We start from the raw sequence: 18,635 nt of genomic DNA, 5'->3' as shown, positions 1-18,635 counted from the left end.
AGTTAAAATTAACTAATTAAAGAATATTTTTCTCTATTAAAAATTAATTATTAGCATTTTTTCTAGTATTGGATTATTCTTAAATATAAAAATTAAAAGAATTTTTTTTCAAATGACGTTATTATTTTAAAATTGAGGTATTTTGATTATGTTTTGTTATCCTGATAAATTTGACGTAATCGTTATTGGTGGTGGTCATGCAGGTACTGAAGCAGCAATGGCTTCTGCAAGGATAGGATGCAAAACTTTATTATTAACGCAAAATATTGATACTTTAGGACAAATGTCCTGTAATCCGTCGATAGGTGGTATTGGAAAAGGACATCTAGTTAAAGAGATTGATGCTATGGGTGGTTTAATGGCACAAGCAATCGATCAGGCAGGGATTCAATTCAGAATCTTAAATTCTAGTAAAGGACCTGCTGTTAGAGCTACTAGAGCTCAAGCAGATCGAATTCTGTACCGTCAAGCTATACGATGCGCTTTAGAAAAACAACCTAATTTAACTATATTCCAACAATCTGTAGAAGATCTTCTGATCAATGTTAATAGAATTATTGGTGTAGTAACGCAAACAAAAATAAAATTAATGGCACATGCTGTTGTACTAACAGTAGGTACATTCCTTAATGGAAAAATTCATATTGGAATGAATAATTACAGTGGTGGCAGAGCGGGAGAGGATCTCCAATCTATTTCTTTATCATCAAATCTACGTAAACTTCCGTTACGAGTAAATCGTTTGAAAACAGGCACTCCACCACGCATAGATGCTCGTAGTATTAATTTTTCACAGCTTACAGTACAACATGGAGATCAGCCTTTACCTTTTTTTTCTTTTTTAGGATCAGCTAACAAACATCCGCAACAGATTCCTTGTTATATTACTTATACTAACGAAAATACTCATGATATTATTCGTAATAATTTAAATCATAGTCCTATGTATACTGGGATTATTAATTCTGTAGGACCGCGTTATTGTCCTTCTATTGAAGATAAAATTATACGCTTTGCAGAGCGTAATGCTCATCAAATTTTTCTAGAACCAGAAGGACTTACTAGTACAGAAATTTATCCTAATGGCATATCTACAAGTTTACCATTTGATGTACAATTAAAAATTGTAAATTCTATACGAGGTTTAGAAAAAGCATATATTATCCGTCCCGGATATGCTATTGAATATGATTTTTTTGATCCAAGAGATTTAAAATTAACGTTAGAAAGTAAACTAATAGAAAGATTATTTTTAGCTGGTCAAATCAATGGTACTACAGGATATGAAGAAGCAGCAGCTCAAGGTATGCTTGCGGGATTAAATGCAGCACGTTTAGTTACAGATAAAGAAGAATGGTCACCACGACGAGATCAAGCATATTTAGGTGTATTAGTGGATGATTTATGCACTTTGGGCACTAAAGAACCCTATAGGATGTTTACATCGCGTGCTGAATATAGACTCTTATTGAGGGAAGATAACGCTGATATTCGTCTTACAGAAATTGGACGTAAATTAAAAATGGTAGATGATGTGCGTTGGGCTAGTTTTTGTGTTAAGCAAGAAATTCTTGAACAAGAACGGCAACGTTTACGTAATATATGGATTAATCCTTATAGCAAAGGAATAGAGAAGCTTAATTTATTGCTTAAATCACCATTGATACGTGAATCTAATGGAGAAGAACTTCTCCGTAGACCAGAGATAAATTATTGTAATCTTACACATTTAGATTGGTTTAGTCCTCCTGTAACAGATAACAAAATTGCAGAACAAATTGAAATTCAAATAAAATATCAAGGATATATAGCTCGTCAACAAGATGATATTTTACGTAAAATACGTAATGAAAATCTTTTAATTCCTCAAAATATAAATTTCCGCGTTATTTCGGGACTTTCTAACGAAGCAATAGATAAACTAAATGATCATAAACCCAGCTCTATCGGTCAAGCTTCACGTATTTCAGGTATTACATCGGCATCTATATCAATATTATTGATATGGTTAAAAAAACAAGGTTTTATTCATCAAAATAATTTATTTGAATAAAGTAGAATTATTTAAATTCAGTAATATTTTTATGGAATTTATAATTACTCGCAATCATTAATAATTTACACAGAAACTAATGAAATGGTATCCATGGTTAAATTTACCCTATAGACAGATTATAAATTGTTATCAGAAAAATCGTCGACATCATGCTTTGTTACTTCATAGTCAGCAAGGTAATGGAGAGTTATCATTATGTTATGCCATTATTCGCTGGATTATGTGTCAGCATCCGAATGATATTAAAAGCTGTGGTATTTGCCCCAGCTGCAAACTGATGAAATCAGGAAATCATCCTGATTTTTATCAAATTGAAATAGAAAAAGATAGTAAAATAATAGGAATAAACAGTATTAATACTATTATTGACCGAGTATATGAATATGCTCATCAGGGAGGATTTAAAATAGTATGGATACCAAATAGCGATTTTTTAACTATATCAGCAGCTACTACATTATTAAAAACTATTGAAGAGCCCCCAGAAGATACTTATTTTTTACTAGGATGCCAACAAATATTACGGTTATTACCAACACTTAAAAGCAGATGTTTATTTTGGTCGCTAAGAGCTCCAGAAGAAATGATCGGTCTCTATTGGTTAAAGCAAGCTGGTTATGATGATCTTATTTCTGTCCATACTGCGCTGCGATTATGTCACGGTGCTATACTTGCAGCAGAAGCATTATTACAACCTAAAAGATGGCAAGAAAGGTTAACTTTATGTACCGCATTACAAAAAGCTTATACTAAAAATGAATTCTTATTACTATTGCCCTCTTTAAATAAAGAGGATAACGAACCGTTATATTGGTTGCTTAGTTTTTTAAGTGATGCATTAAAATGGCCATATAATGGAGGCGAAAAAGAATTTTTAGTTAATTACGATAATACATTCTTAGTAAAATCACTAACAGAACGATATTCAATTCTTGTATTGCACTCACAGTGGCAACAGGGATTATATTGTATACGTCAATTGCAAGAAATAAGTGGTATTAATCGAGAAATATTGCTAACTAATTACTTGCTTAATTGGGAACATGGTATTATAGACAATTATAATTATTCATTTTAAGCTAAAAATTAATTTTAAAGAGTTAAATTATGTTTTTAATAGATTCTCATTGTCATCTTGATCAATTAAATTATAAAACATTACACAGTAATATAGCTGATGTAGTCAACAAAGCACGATTGCATGATGTGAAATTGATTCTAGCGGTATGTACGACTATATCAAAATTTTATGAGATGAAATCCATGATAGGTTGTCGCAATGATGTGTTATTTTCTTGCGGAATTCATCCATTAAATATCAATGAACCTTATAATTTTGCAGAAATGTATCGATTAGCTTCAGATAAAAGCGTAATAGCGTTAGGTGAAACAGGTTTAGATTACTATTACCAACAGAATAATAAAGCGCAGCAACAAGAGGTTTTTCAAGAACACATTCGTTTGGGACGAATATTAAATAAGCCAGTTATTGTACATAACCGCTGCGCTACAGAAGATATTATTGCTATTCTATGTAATGAAAAAGTTAGTGAATGTGGAGGTGTACTTCATTGTTTTAATGCAGATTGCAAAACAGCTAAAAAATTATTGGATATAGGTTTTTATATTTCTTTTTCTGGAATAGTTACATTCAGAAATGCTGAAGCATTGCGCGAAACTGTACGTTATGTACCTATAGATAAATTATTATTAGAAACAGATTCCCCATATTTAACACCAGTACCTTATCGTGGTAAAGAAAATCAGCCAGCTTATGTGTTTAATATAGCAGAATGTATAGCTAAAATAAAAGGCATTTCATTAATAAATTTAGCTACAATTACTACTAATAATTTTTGTCGTTTATTTCATTTAGATATGCAATTTTACCTTAACCTTGATACTAAATCAAATAATAAATTTGAAATTAAGTGAATTTATTTTATATAATATCTTAAAAAAGAATTTTCAACAAGTTATATATAAAAATAAGAGAACAATTAATAATATTAAATATAGCATGCATGTTTACGTTATGAAAAATAATTCTAACAATTCTATTAAATATTAAATTCTGAAATACTGTATACAAAAGATACTTTTGTCAGAACCCTAGAAATTTACTTTTATCTATAGAAATAGATTCTTATTAAATATACATTTATCTGTTACTTTTAATTCTTTATTGTATGCTGTTGAAATTTTTCTAATAGATCAGCTATATATTGTAATCTTGTTCTAAAGTTAGACAAATCACATATAAATTTTAACTTATTTTGACCATCGAAACGATAAATTTTAGGTTCTTGTTTCAGAAGGTTAATAATATAGGTATGATCAATATAATGATTATTACTAAAATTTATAGCTCCTCCTTTATTACTACCCTCAATACGTTGTATACCTAAATTTTGAGCACGTTGTCTAATAACTGTTATCATTAGTAAATAATGTGCTTCATTAGGCATGACACCAAAACGGCTAATAAGTTCTTTTTTTAAAATTTCTATTTCACAATAATTTTCAACACTAGCAAGACGTTTATAGAAAGATAAACGAGTATTAACATCAGGAATATACTCTTCTGGTAAGATAGCTGGAAGATGTAACTCAATATCGGTAATAGAAGTAATCTTTTCAAGAGAAAGTTCACTTCCATACTTAATAGCTTCTATAGCATTTTTTAAAAGCTTAGTATATAAAGTGAAACCTATAGTTTTCATTTGTCCACTTTGATTTGATCCTAATAGTTCTCCGGAACCTCTAATTTCTAAATCATGCTTTGCTAACGTAAATCCAGCCCCTAATTCTTCTAGTGAAGATATTGCTTCAAGACGCTTATGTATATCATTGCTTAGTAGTTCTTTAGGTGACGAGGTTAACAAATAAGCGTATGCTTGATGATGCGAACGACCCACACGGCCACGCAATTGATGAAGTTGTGCTAATCCGAATTGATTCGCTTGTTCTATAATAATTGTATTAGCGTTAGCTATATGAATACCTGTTTCTATAATAGTAGTACATACTAGTACATTAAAACGCTGATGATAAAAATCATTCATCACTTTTTCTAAATCTCGATCTTTAAGTTTGCCATGACCAATATTAATACGTGCTTCTGGAACCAAATTTGCTAATCTTCTAGCAGTTTTTTCAATATTTTTTACATTATTATATAGATAATAAACTTGTCCTCCACGCTGCACTTCTCGTAGAATAGCTTTACGTACTAATAGCGCATTATATTCACATAAAAAAGTTTTAATCCTTAATCTCTTTGCTGGAGGTTTAGATATAATAGATAAATTGCGTATGCCGCTCATAGCCATATTTAATGTGCGAGGAATAGGAGTAGCTGTTAAAGTTAAAATATCAATATTAGAATAAATTGATTTTATGTGCTCTTTATGAAGTACTCCAAATCGATGTTCTTCATCAAGAATGAGTAATCCTAAATTATGCCATTTTACTTTATTTTGTAGTAGTATATGGGTACCAATTAAAATATTTACTTTACCTTGAGCTGTATGATCTAATACTTGATTTCTATTTTTGGTGCTGCGAAAACGAGAAATCATTTCAATATGTACTGGAAAATTTGCAAATCTTTCTATAAAATTGTCAAAATGTTGTTGTGCTAGCAGCGTAGTAGGTACTAATACAGCAACTTGTTTGTGATTTTCAATGGCTAAAAATGCAGCGCGCATTGCTATCTCGGTTTTACCAAAGCCAACATCACCACAAATTAAACGATCCATGGCAATAGGTTTACACATATCACTCAAAACTTCATTAATAACTTTACATTGATCACTAGTAAGTTCAAATGGAAATTGTTTGCAGAATAATTGATATTTTTTTTTATTATAAGAAAAAGAAAAACCATTTTTAATAGTACGTTGAGCATAAATATCAAGAAGCTCTGATGCTACATCTCGTACTTTATCAACTGCTTTTTTTCGTACTCGTTTCCAAACATCGCTACCTAGTTTATGCAATGGCACATTATCAATACAACCATCATAGTTGCTAATAAGATGTAATGAATATACTGGAACGTAAAGTTTATCATTATCAGCATATGTTAGAATCACATATTCTGCTTTAATACCCCTAGTTTCAATTATAGTCATCCCATCATAGCGACCTACTCCGTGTTCCATATGCACTATTAGTTGACCTTCATGCAATTGATTTACATTGAAAATGTTATCAGTATTCATGGATATTATCTATTAACAAATACTTACTCACTGCTAGTACTATAATCCTTATTTTTAAGGTACTTTTATAAGTGTTATGAATTAATGTTATTATTTTTGATTACTAAATACTAATTATTTTTCTTACTTATTAAGTAGAAGATTCAATTATACCCCCACCTAAACAACATTCTTCTAAATAAAAAACAGCAGATTGACCTGGAGTAACAGCAGCTATTGGATGCTTTAAAATAACTTGTAAACTACAGTTAGATAAAGGTTTGATAATACAATCGATATCCGGTTGACGATAACGAGTTTTAACTGTACAATAAAGTGTTTCTGTAAGCGGTTTTTGATCTACCCAATGTAACTGATTAGTAACAAAATTAGTAGACATTAGTCTCGGATGCTGGTGTCCTTGAGCGACAATAAGCTTATTATTTTTAATATCTTTATCCACAACATACCATGGAGATTCATTGCCTTTATTTATTCCACCAATGCCTAATCCTTTACGCTGACCTAGAGTATAATACATAAGACCTTGATGATAACCTACTTGTTGACCTTCAACAGAAACAATAGCACCCTGCGGTACTGGTGGTAAATAACGTTCTAAAAACTGGCGAAATTTTCGTTTTCCTATAAAACAGATACCAGTAGAGTCTTTTTTTGTAGCTGTTACTAGACGAAGTTTAGAGGCGAGACGCCGTACTTCTGGTTTTACTAGTTCTCCTACAGGAAATAAACAACGTGAAAGCTGTGTATAATTTAATGTATATAAAAAATAACTCTGGTCTTTATTTTTATCTATACCACGAAGTAGCTTTATTTTACCATTGAGATCGTCATATCGACGTACATAATGGCCTGTAGCAATGAAATCAGCTCCTAAATCTTCAGTAGCAAATTCTAAAAATGTTTTAAACTTAATTTCTTTATTACACAATATATCTGGATTAGGAGTTCTGAAATTTTGATATTCGGAAATAAATTTCAAGAAAACTTTATCCCAATATTCAGCAGCAAAATTTACAGTATGCAATATAATACCTAAATTATCACAGATAATCTGGGTATCAATAAGATCATTTGCTACATTACAATATTTATCATTATCATCTTCTTCCCAATTTTTCATAAATAGGCCTTCTACCAGATAGCCTTGTTGTTGTAATAACCAAACTGAAACAGAAGAATCTACTCCGCCGGATAAACCTACAATTACTTTTTGTTTACTTTTATTTGACATATAATTCTTACAATAGGTAAGATATTATTTTAATTATTAAATAATAAATATGATAAAATATCATTTACTTAAAGTAAAGTTAAAATAATATTTATTAGCTAATGTCATTGTATATTAATGAAAATTATAAAAAAATATTTTTTGGCAACTGTGAATATATTTCTTTACTAGAAGTATCTAATAAATAAGTAACTGGAGTCGAGTATATTCTGTAGATTAACTTTTTATATGCTAAGTTCTGATTACAAATATATTGAATAGTAGAATGAAAAATTTTTAATAAGATAATTAAAAATATTCATGTTACTTTTAAAGTTTTTAAAATATTACAAATGTTATTAGTTAGTTAACTAACTAAATTTGGTGCTAACTAATTTAGCAAATTTAATAATAAATATTAATTATTTTCTATTTCGCTGCCTTACAGCTTCAAATAAGCATATACCAGCTGCAACTGATACATTGAGAGAAAAAACAGTACCAGCCATGGGTATACTGATAATTTCATCACAATATTTACGAGTTAGGCTACGCATACCTTTATTTTCTCCCCCCATAATCAGCGCTAAAGGTTTAGTTAATTTACTCTGATATAGATCATGATCTACTTCATTATCAGTACCAATGATCCATAGATTATGCATTTTTAGCAAACGTAAAGTACGTGCCAGATTAGTTACTCGAATTAAGGGAACAGTTTCTGCAGCCCCGCTGGCTACTTTTTGAGCAGTAGCATTCAACGGAGCTGTACGTTTTTTGGGTACTATTACAGCATGTACTCCTGCAGCATCAGCACAGCGTAGACATGCCCCAAGATTATGCGGATCAATAACTCCATCTAAAATAAGCAGCAACGGAGTAGTTTGTTGTGCTAATATAACTAAAAGATCATTCTCTTGAAATTGTATTTCAGTAGTATATACACGTGCTATAATACCTTGATGTACCGCACCATCAGTTTTTTTGTCCATCCATTGGCGACTAGCTATCTTGATAACAATACCGTTTTTATCTAATTGCTGTATTAACTGATGTAATCGATGATTTTTATGATTTTTTAATAAATATATATCTAGAAAACGCTGTGGATTCCGTTTGAGGATAGCTTGTATAGTATGAATACCGTAAATAATTCTTATCATAAAAATTTTTATAGATATTTGAATTTAATTTTCTCTAATAGATTTATTATCTATTCCCAAGTTTCCATATAGGAAAGAAAACATTTCTATGTTGGGTTTTTTATTGTTATAACGAAATTTTATTATAAAATTATATAATTGAATGTTGCTTTAAACATTCAATAATTTTTATTAATTTCCAATTGATTATTCTATCATGCTTATTCTTCTGTGTGTTATATATTATATTTGCTCTATAGAAGATTACTTCTATTAGAAATTAATCGTTCTATATACTACCTACACACACTAATTTTTACAGCATCTCGAGATCCATACGAATTTACCTACCAAACCCGATCCATCAATAATAATCATTTGATAATATATACACTAGACATTAAGGCGTACAATCAAATTCGTTACCACTAAATACTTCATTAATATGATCTTGCATAAAGTCGCATTTTAACCAATTAATAATATTACTGGTAGCTTCGTCATAGAACCTTGCTGTCTAAGCTTAAGCATTGTTGAGTCTATATTTTTTAGTATAGTAAACGTTGTTGTTATTTTTTAGAGAATATATTTGATAGCTCTGTGTAGTATAATATTTGAAGAACGATGAATAGTAGAGATAAAATGAACAGCAGCGCTAATCATAAATTACCACTATTTTCAGGATTATAAATTGCTTGTTTCATTGATTTTAGTAATATATTTGGTGATAAGTTAATCGTGCATGGGAATTCATCATAGCTTCATAAAATTTATAAGAAGAAAGATCTCCTTGAGCAGATCATATCACACATACATATAACCTGTATACTGGCGTATTTAATGAACATAATCCATTAGATAGCGAAAGGTATTACTTGCGAAGGAAAATAGACAGATGTAGCGCACTGATTAGCTCAAGCAATATCAAATTTATTCATTAATTTTAAAGAATTGCTTTCTAAACTTAGAAGAATAACATTCTTCTTACTCTTGCAGCTATTTTCATGAGCGCACAAGCACCCATAGAATACAGGATATTACATATTTTAACATATAGCTTTATACTTTCTGTATTTACTTTACCATAAATAATTAGAGCTTAATATTTGCTATAGAGTTTAATTTTTATCTAAAAAATTTTTAGTATAATTTCTCGTACTTCTTTATATTCCAGCAATATTTTTGCAAAATTTTGTACTTTCCCTTATACTTTTCAAATGGTACGAATTTTATAGGCACATATTTCTTAAATAAGGTATGCTTGGAAATTAGCATTTAGTTATACTTCATTAGTATACGTTTTTGCTTAAAATATTATTTTTTTATTTCTTGCGTTACGATAGCATCGTAAAAAACTAACTTGAATTCTTTCTGAAGAATAAAATTCTAAAAATTAACATCAAGAAGAGTAATCCTAATATTATTGAGCTGAATATTTACTTTTAACAGAATTTATATCTCACAGTACGACCTTTAATAATTATCTATATACCATACCACGTAGAGTGCTAAAGCTCTCTAATCATTTTGGAGATCAAAAACACGAGACGTTCATTTCAACACGTATCAAATTCTCATCTAATCAAATGTCAGTGTACAGATCCACATTAATAACAATTACAATATCTATAAGTTTCCAGTTTAGTATAGGAAAAAATTTACATAAACAGAGAACTACGCTCTGTTCTATTTCTGGTAAAGTATAGAAGTAACTAATACCTAAAATAATTACGCATATTTTATATTAAATTTTATGAAATAACTTATCAATATCAAGTATACTAGTTAATTTTGCTTTTATGATTGTTATTTTTTTATAAATCTGATAATTCCATACTATAAGCTCGATTTTATAAACTATATTTTAAGTAAATATTTTTTAATATTAAGTTACCAACAAAAATAAATAGACTAAAAAATATATATAATAGCTACAATTCTCTTTTTTAAAGATAGAATAGATAAAAATTGAGAAATGTATTCTCATATTCTTAACTAAATATCTAACAAGTTACATAAAATAAATTATTTAATTTGATCACTTTTAGTAGTAGAAGTACTAACATAATAATTACTATCAGAATAATCACTAAGTAAATTATTATAATCAAACACGGAATTTAACGGTACGATAGTAGAAATAGCGTGTTTATAAATCATTTGGCTAACTACTGCATTTTTTAATAAAATGACAAACTTATCGAAAAATTCAATCTTACCTTGTAATTTAATTCCATTCACTAAATAAACAGAAACTAGTACGTGTTCCCGACACAATGCTTTCAAAAAAGAATCTTGCAAAGATTGCCTATTAACCATTCTCTGTTTTCCTTAAAAGATCTATGTAAATAGAAAATATCTATGTAAAATTATTATGATACAAAATAATAAAAAGTCTTATCTACTGATAATTTTTAATATTTTGTTAAGCACATAATCAGGATTATTGCTATCTAAAACATGAAGATTAGTCCATCTACGGATCCATGTTATTTGGCGCTTGGCCAGCTGCCGTGTAGCACAAATACCGCGAAAAACCATATCATCATAACTGATTTCATTAGAAATATATGACCACATCTGACGATATCCAACACATCGAATAGATGACATTTCCTTATGAAGATCACCTCTAGCAAAAAGTGTACTTACTTCATTCTCAAAACCAGTAGCTAACATCAGATAAAATCTTTTTGCAATACGCAGATACAATAATTCACGGTCAAATGGTAACATAGCGAATGAATGTACTCGATAATTTAATACTTCACTTTGTGGTTTTATTAGTTCTGTAAGTGAGTTACCTGTAAGAAGAAAAATTTCTAGTGCTCGAGATAATCTTTGTAGATCATGGGGATGAATACGATTTGCAGCAAGCGTATCGATGTTTTTTAAATGCCAATACAATGTATTCCAACTGACTATTTTTGCTATATTTGTAATGTAATAACGTACTTCAGTATTTGCCTGAGGCAGTAAAGATAATCCTTCTAGTAACGCTTTAAAATAGAGCATAGTTCCACCTACTAGTAACGGTATCCGACCTGATTCAGTAATTTTTTTCATTTCCTTAAGAGCATCATATCGAAAATTTGCTACTGAATAAGAATCTACAGGATCGCGGATATCTATTAGACGATGTGGTACTAACGCCATTTCTTTTATATTAGGTTTAGCTGTTCCGATATTCATTCCACGATATATTAATGCAGAATCAACGCTAATAATCTCTACTGGAAGATGTTTATATAGTGTTATTACTAATTTAGTCTTTCCAGAAGCTGTAGGTCCCATTAAAAAAATCGCCTGAGGATTTAGCTTATTCATTATTTATTTGTTTATTTATAGCTTGAATTATTGGTTCAAAATTTAATGGAAATCTAATTTGATATAGAGTATTTTTTATCCACTGTGGCCAAAGTAATTCTATATCTGCAAGCAATTGTATTGCTTGGTAATAGCTCCATACTACTGATTCATTAGGCAAGTTTTTCACTATCCAAATTATAATTTGTTGATGTTTAACTGTTACTTTTTTCTTGCGCAAATAAACTAATAATTTTGGAAACATTTTTTGAAAATGTTTTTTTAATAGTAAAGGTATTGCTTTAAGTATAGCTTTATTATGATCTATTTCTAATAAAATACCTATTTTTTTCAATACCAACTGATAATATTTAAGCAATTTTATTTCTTCATTGCATAAATTAATACTTAAAGGAAGAAATAATGGTTGAGAGCGTAGCGTATCATCTATAATACCAGTTTTTAGTTTGTACTCTATTAAACATTTATTTGTAACAGATAGGGATAGCAACGCTAGGTTGTTTTTATTTGATTCTATTAGTAAATAACAGGGTGCTATTAAAGTTAATATACGGCCAAAACTATAATTAGTACTAGAGATTATATCTGGTTTAGCTATAGTGGTGGGCACTTTAATTTTAGTATTACAAACGTTACCAGATTTGTTTTCTTCAACTAAAGTTATACAATTTCTTAAATGTAGTTGCTGTTCTAAAATAGAACGTTGTTCTTTTTGCGATGCTTGTGGTATTATTGTTGATTTATTAGACAAATTATGATTTTTATTATCAGGATTAGAAAAATAATTCTCACCAGCTGCAGGGCGCGTATTGATATTTTTAATTTTTTCTCTTAAAGGTAAGTTTTTATTCTGTAAAGCAATAACAACTGCTTGGTAGATAAAGTCATGTATGAGCCTTCTTGGATAAAAGAGTATTTGATTTTTATTCGGGTGGATATTAATATCTATTTGATTAGGATTTATCTCTAGAAACAATACAAAATTCAAATGTTGCGTACTAGTAAATTTTTCCTGATAAGCTTGTAGGATAGCGTTGTTAATTAATTGATGATAGAATAGGATTCTATTATTTACATAAATATACTGCATATGTATATTTTTATCTGTTGTATTAGTGATCCATCCTTTAATAGCTATATTACTATGTTGCCAATCTATTTCTAATGAGTTTTCAATAAATGCTGTACCACACAGTTTAATCATTCTGCGCTGATGTTGACTTTGATGACTAATAGCTAAGTATTGACGTACTATTTGACCATTATGCTGTAAAATAAATGTTACGTCACATCTTGTTAGTGCAATCCTACGAATAATTTCATCAATATATGTAAATTCTATTCTTTCATTCTGCATAAATTTACGACGTACTGGCATATTATAAAATAAATCTAATACTTCTATTGTTGTTCCTACTGGATGAGATACTGGTTTCAATGTTACTGCAAATTCACTTCCTTCAGAATATACTTGCCAAGCTTCGTTCTGTGAGGTAGTACGTGAAGTTAGTGTTAAACGTGATACAGAGCTGACACTATTTAGTGCCTCCCCGCGAAATCCCATGCTGGTGATGTTTTCAATATCTTTCATATTGGTTATTTTGCTGGTTGAATAGCGTTGTAGCGCTATCGTTAGTTCATCTTTAGCTATACCGCTTCCATTATCTCTGATACGAATACATTTCGTACCTCCGCGATAGATCTGAATGATAATTTTTGTAGCTCCAGCATCAAGACTATTTTCAATAATTTCTTTTACTACCGACGACGGTCGATAAACTAATTCTCCGGCTGCAATTTGATTAGCAATATGTGGTGGTAGCACTTTAATTGACATAATTATCGGTTTCCTTTAGCCCCTAAGACTATTTTTAAATATTATTCTTATGCGGCAATTGTAAATATTTAGTAATAAAACTAATAAATTAGATCAGTTTTTCTATTTAATAATAAATTTCTCGTACTTACTAACAATTATAATTGTTTATCATATTGCTGTTCTTCTAACAAGTTTGCTGTTATTTATTGTTTGCTTTTTATATTTCTTCTAAAAGAGAAACATTTTTATTATCATCACTTATACGTAAAAATTATCTAGAAAATAAATTCCCATAATTATGTTAAGTAATTTTTGTACTAGCTTAGCTTACGTTTGTTTTCTTCTGAAAAAAAGTGATAGTTGGTTGCTACTTTGATAGTGGCAATTTACCCTTATCCGTTCTGGATTATGAAACAAAAAATACAAAAATTATATTTAGATTCCAATTAAGATTTATAGTTTATTTATTAGCGCTGTTTATAACTTTAATAATTTTCATAGAACCTATTCTGATTCTTCAGATAAGAAACTAACTATTATTCTTCGTTTTATAATTATTAATTTTTAATACTGTAATTGTAATAGTTTTAGCTTATAAAAAATAAACGTTCCTCTACTATAATTTTCTACACTGACACTTTTTGTATAATATCTGCTTTCTGCAATACTTTAAAAATATATATGAAATTTTTTCTGTTTGATAAATATCTTCAAATAACAAATACTAAAAAATTTTTTATTTAATAAATGAGAACTGCTTACTGTAGATAAAAGCTAAAACTAATATTGAGTCAAAGTTGCTTATCTGAAATAAGTATTATTTTTTATGTTTCTAGTAACTTGATGATAATTTTTAGTAATTATAAATATACTGTATTAATTTTAAAGTATATTTAATTGCTAATTAACAGTTACTTTAATAGCATTAAAAATTTTTTTTTAATGTTTTGCAATACGCTCTAGATAAAGAGCAATACCTAAAAAATTATTTTTTTGAAGAAAATTTTTAAAAATAATAAATGCTATGGATAAATTTCGATCGCTTGAATGAGAAAAAATTTTTTCCCCCTTGAAGCCTAATTGAACGACCCCATTATAATTAGTATGAGGTCAGACATAACATCGTGTCTGGCATTCATCTCATAAAAATTGATGAGACAGACTTTCTTAAAGGGGAGCTATTAATGAAAATTCGTCCATTACATGATCGCGTTATTGTCAAGCGTAAAGAAATTGAAGCTAAATCTGCTGGTGGCATAGTGCTAACCGGTTCTGCAGCAGGGAAGTCTACCAGAGGTAAAGTACTTGCTGTAGGTCGGGGTCGTATTCTGGAAAACGGCGAAGTAAAGGCGCTGGACGTAAAGGTTGGCGACATCGTGATTTTCAACGACGGATATAGCGTGAAGGTAGAAAAAATCGACAATGATGAAGTATTAATTATGTCAGAAAGCGATATTTTAGCTATTGTTGAAGACTAATTCTAATTCATGAGTAATTATCTGAACTAAACGAATTCCAAGGAAATATAGAAATGACAGCTAAAGATGTAAAATTTGGTAATGACGCTCGCGTAAAAATGCTTCGCGGCGTAAATGTTTTGGCTGACGCAGTTAAAGTAACCCTAGGACCTAAAGGTCGTAATGTAGTACTAGATAAATCTTTCGGTGCTCCAGTTATTACTAAAGATGGCGTTTCTGTTGCACGGGAAATTGAGCTAGAAGATAAATTCGAAAACATGGGCGCCCAAATGGTAAAAGAGGTTGCTTCTAAAGCAAATGACGCAGCCGGAGATGGAACTACTACTGCAACAGTATTAGCTCAATCTATTGTTAATGAAGGTCTTAAAGCAGTGGCTGCTGGTATGAATCCTATGGATTTAAAGCGTGGTATCGACAAAGCTGTTATTGCCGCAGTTGCAGAACTAAGAAAACTGTCCGTACCTTGCTCTGATTCAAAAGCTATAGCTCAGGTTGGTACTATATCAGCTAATTCTGATGAAACAGTGGGTACTTTAATAGCTGAAGCTATGGCAAAAGTAGGTAAAGAGGGCGTTATAACTGTAGAAGAAGGTTCCGGTCTTCAGGATGAATTAGACGTAGTTGAAGGAATGCAATTTGACCGTGGTTATCTTTCTCCGTATTTTGTTAATAAGCCAGAAACTGGTATCGTTGAATTAGACAATCCATTTATTTTGCTTGTTGATAAAAAAATCTCCAATATCAGAGAAATGTTACCTGTGCTAGAAGCTGTTGCTAAAGCAGGAAAACCGTTGTTGATTATTGCTGAAGACGTTGAAGGTGAAGCCCTGGCTACATTAGTAGTAAATACCATGCGTGGTATTGTTAAAGTTACCGCTGTAAAAGCTCCTGGATTTGGTGATCGACGTAAGGCTATGATGCAAGATATTGCTATCTTAACTTCTGGTACTGTTATATCTGAAGAAATTGGTCTAGAACTAGAAAAGTCTAAGTTAGAAGATATGGGGCAAGCAAAACGTGTTGTGATTACTAAAGATACAACTACTATTATAGATGGTATGGGTAATAAAGCTCTTATTAGTAGTCGTGTTGCACAAATCAACCAACAGCGCGATGAAGCTACTTCTGATTACGATCGGGAAAAATTACAAGAGCGTGTAGCTAAATTAGCTGGAGGTGTTGCTGTTATTAAAGTTGGTGCTGCAACTGAAGTAGCAATGAAAGAGAAAAAATCACGTGTAGAAGATGCTTTACATGCAACTCGCGCCGCAGTAGAAGAAGGAGTGGTAGCTGGAGGTGGTGTAGCACTAATTCGCGTAGCTAACAGTATAGCTGAACTTCGCGGTGATAATGAAGATCAGAACGTTGGTATTAAAGTAGCACGCAGAGCTATGGAATCAACACTGCGTCAGATTGTTGCTAACGCCGGTGAAGAGCCCTCAGTTATTGCAAATAAAGTAAAATCTAGTAATGGTGATATCGGTTATAATGCTGCTACAGAAGAGTACGGTAATATGATAGAAATGGGAATATTAGATCCAACTAAAGTAACACGTTCTGCATTACAGTATGCTGCTTCTATAGCAGGTTTAATGATAACCACTGAATGTATGGTTACCGACTTACCCAAAGAAGAAAAACCTGATATGGGAAGTGCAAACGGCGGTATGGGTAATGGCGGGATGATGTAATTATTAAATGATGTAATCATCTATATAAAATATATTAGATTATCATTGGTTATGCTAACCCCCCTAAGTTGGGGGGTTAGTTTTTGTACTGTTAAATTAGAAGCAATAACTTTTTTTAGTTACCTATTTTAGGTTAGTAGTGACAATTGCGTAACTACCTACTAACTCGTTGCTGGGTAGCAGCATAAATTGTTGAATTATAGAAAAGGAATTAATTTATCCCAATTATTTAGTTTCGGTAACTTTTCTTCTAGAAAAGGCGTATTAGTTTACGTTTGAAAGTAGAGAACTACCAATGGCATATTATTATAGTACAAAAGAATTACGTTGCGGTATTAAAATTATGTTTGATGGAGAGCCATGCTCAATTATTGACAATAAATTCGTAAATCCTGGAAAAGGTCAAGCTTTTAACAGAGTTCGTCTGCGGAAATTAATTTCTGGAAAATTGATAGAAAAAGTATTGAAAGCTGGTAGCTTAGTAGAAATTGCCGATGTAATTGATATCAATTTTATTTATCTATATAATGATAGTAAATTTTGGTATTTTATGAATAACCTAAATTTTGAACAACTAGCAGTTAATATTAAAGTAATTGGTAACAACATCAAATGGATGGTAGAACAAACTGAGTGTGTTATTACTTTGTGGAATAATAAAGTAATTCTTGTAACTCCGCCTAAATTTGTAGAATTAAAAATTATAAAAACTGATCCAAGTATAAAAGGCAATACTATCGGTACTAGTGGTAAACTAGCTACTTTAACTACTGGAGCTATAGTTAAAGTACCGTTATTTGTTAAGGTTGGCGAACTTATTAAAGTAGATACTCGTTCTAATGAATATCTATCTCGAGTAAAATAGTTCGTAATTTCGTTATGCAAACGAAACTATATCAATTAACTTAGATAATGTAATGTCCATGTCCGTCCCCTAGGGGGTTCGAACCCCTGTTGCCGCCGTGAAAGGGCAGTGTCCTAGGCCACTAGACGAAGGGGACAAATGATAAATACTAATTAATTTAGATATATTTTCTCTTTAAAGAATAGAATTTCATTCTAATATAGGATTTTTTTATGTCAAGTAGTTATTTGATTTGTACTAGATACAATACTCGATAATTTACTCAAGAAGATTGTAAATTATACTTATAAATGTTTATAATTTGAAATACTTACTGATATACAGATTTAGACTACTATTATGGCATTACTGCAAGTATTACATTACCCTGACTGGCGACTACGAAAAATTGCTCAACCAGTTGTTGAAATTAATGACACTATTAGAAACATAGTAGATGATATGTTTGAAACTATGTATGCTACAGATGGTATAGGTCTAGCAGCTACCCAAGTTGATATTCATCAGAGGATAATTGTGATTGATATCTCTAAAAATAGAGATCATAGTTTAGTACTAATAAATCCAGAAATATTAAAAACAAGTGGAAGAATAGGAATTGAGGAAGGTTGTTTGTCTATTCCAGGTTTTAATGGTTTTGTTTCACGATATGAAAAAATAAAATTGTTGGCTTTAGATAGAAACGGGAAAATTTTTAATTTAGAAGCTGAAGCTCTTCTTGCTATTTGCATCCAACATGAAATAGACCACCTAATTGGTAGATTGTTTATCGATTATTTGTAGACGTTAAAAACATCAGCGTATGATTTTAATCAAAC

10 protein-coding genes, 1 tRNA gene and 4 pseudogenes are annotated in these 18,635 nt (G+C 30.5%); 7 read left to right on the top strand and 8 right to left on the bottom strand.

Annotation, left to right across the window (positions count from 1 at the left end; genetic code table 11):
• The first annotated feature begins 148 nt into the window (after positions 1–148).
• From mnmG to A4A67_RS00335, 3 genes are all read left to right on the top strand, one after another.
• Positions 149–2,053 carry a tRNA uridine-5-carboxymethylaminomethyl(34) synthesis enzyme MnmG gene (mnmG, locus tag A4A67_RS00345; protein WP_067569049.1) on the top strand — a complete coding sequence of 635 codons (1,905 nt, stop codon included), beginning with the start codon at positions 149–151 and terminating at the stop codon, positions 2,051–2,053.
• Positions 2,054–2,132: 79 nt separating this feature from the next.
• Positions 2,133–3,134: a DNA polymerase III subunit delta' C-terminal domain-containing protein gene (locus tag A4A67_RS00340; RefSeq protein ID WP_067569046.1), complete on the top strand. Its 1,002-nt coding sequence runs from the start codon at positions 2,133–2,135 to the stop codon at positions 3,132–3,134.
• A 29-nt stretch (positions 3,135–3,163) separates the two neighbouring features.
• A complete protein-coding gene (locus A4A67_RS00335; RefSeq protein ID WP_067569044.1) occupies positions 3,164–3,991 on the top strand; it encodes a YchF/TatD family DNA exonuclease in 828 nt (275 codons plus the stop codon).
• Between the two features lie 239 nt (positions 3,992–4,230).
• Here A4A67_RS00335 and mfd read toward each other — a convergent pair.
• The 7 genes and pseudogenes from mfd to mutL form a co-directional block, all read right to left on the bottom strand.
• A pseudogene (mfd, locus tag A4A67_RS00330) lies at positions 4,231–6,285 on the bottom strand (transcription-repair coupling factor); the annotation flags it as partial.
• Between the two features lie 127 nt (positions 6,286–6,412).
• Positions 6,413–7,519 (bottom strand): annotated as a pseudogene (mnmA, locus tag A4A67_RS00325) (tRNA 2-thiouridine(34) synthase MnmA); the annotation flags it as partial.
• A gap of 398 nt (positions 7,520–7,917) precedes the next feature.
• Positions 7,918–8,658: a 23S rRNA (guanosine(2251)-2'-O)-methyltransferase RlmB gene (gene rlmB / locus A4A67_RS00320; RefSeq protein WP_067569039.1), complete on the bottom strand. Its 741-nt coding sequence runs from the start codon at positions 8,656–8,658 to the stop codon at positions 7,918–7,920.
• Between the two features lie 694 nt (positions 8,659–9,352).
• Positions 9,353–9,551 (bottom strand): annotated as a pseudogene (locus A4A67_RS01690) (RNB domain-containing ribonuclease); the annotation flags it as partial.
• A 1,111-nt stretch (positions 9,552–10,662) separates the two neighbouring features.
• On the bottom strand, positions 10,663–10,956 hold the full coding sequence (hfq, locus tag A4A67_RS00315) for an RNA chaperone Hfq (RefSeq protein WP_067569037.1): 294 nt from the start codon (positions 10,954–10,956) through the stop codon (positions 10,663–10,665).
• 78 nt (positions 10,957–11,034) lie between these two features.
• Positions 11,035–11,964, bottom strand: a complete 930-nt coding sequence (gene miaA / locus A4A67_RS00310) for a tRNA (adenosine(37)-N6)-dimethylallyltransferase MiaA (RefSeq protein ID WP_067569035.1) — start codon at positions 11,962–11,964, stop codon at positions 11,035–11,037.
• A complete protein-coding gene (gene mutL, locus A4A67_RS01670) occupies positions 11,957–13,801 on the bottom strand; it encodes a DNA mismatch repair endonuclease MutL (protein ID WP_067569033.1) in 1,845 nt (614 codons plus the stop codon). Before mutL ends, miaA begins: the two co-directional genes overlap by 8 nt.
• Before the next feature lie 1,166 nt (positions 13,802–14,967).
• Here mutL and A4A67_RS00300 point away from each other — a divergent pair.
• The 3 genes from A4A67_RS00300 (at position 14,968) to efp (ending at position 17,817) form a co-directional block, all read left to right on the top strand.
• On the top strand, positions 14,968–15,261 hold the full coding sequence (locus A4A67_RS00300) for a co-chaperone GroES (RefSeq protein ID WP_067569647.1): 294 nt from the start codon (positions 14,968–14,970) through the stop codon (positions 15,259–15,261).
• A 53-nt stretch (positions 15,262–15,314) separates the two neighbouring features.
• Positions 15,315–16,952 (top strand): chaperonin GroEL, encoded by a 1,638-nt coding sequence (gene groL, locus A4A67_RS00295; protein ID WP_067569032.1) that lies wholly within the window; start codon positions 15,315–15,317, stop codon positions 16,950–16,952.
• Between the two features lie 295 nt (positions 16,953–17,247).
• A complete protein-coding gene (efp, locus tag A4A67_RS00290; RefSeq protein ID WP_067569029.1) occupies positions 17,248–17,817 on the top strand; it encodes an elongation factor P in 570 nt (189 codons plus the stop codon).
• Positions 17,818–17,880: 63 nt separating this feature from the next.
• Here the strand turns inward: efp and A4A67_RS00285 are convergent.
• A tRNA-Glu gene (locus A4A67_RS00285) sits at positions 17,881–17,953 on the bottom strand.
• A gap of 203 nt (positions 17,954–18,156) precedes the next feature.
• Between A4A67_RS00285 and def the strand changes: the two are divergent.
• Positions 18,157–18,597 (top strand): annotated as a pseudogene (def, locus tag A4A67_RS00280) (peptide deformylase); the annotation flags it as partial.
• Positions 18,598–18,635: the final 38 nt, after the last annotated feature.

This window comes from Candidatus Mikella endobia (genome assembly GCF_900048045.1).
GTDB lineage: Bacteria > Pseudomonadota > Gammaproteobacteria > Enterobacterales > Enterobacteriaceae > Mikella > Mikella endobia.
The sequence above is the reverse complement of the archived record's forward strand: the minus strand, read 5'-3'. Positions and strand labels throughout refer to the sequence as shown.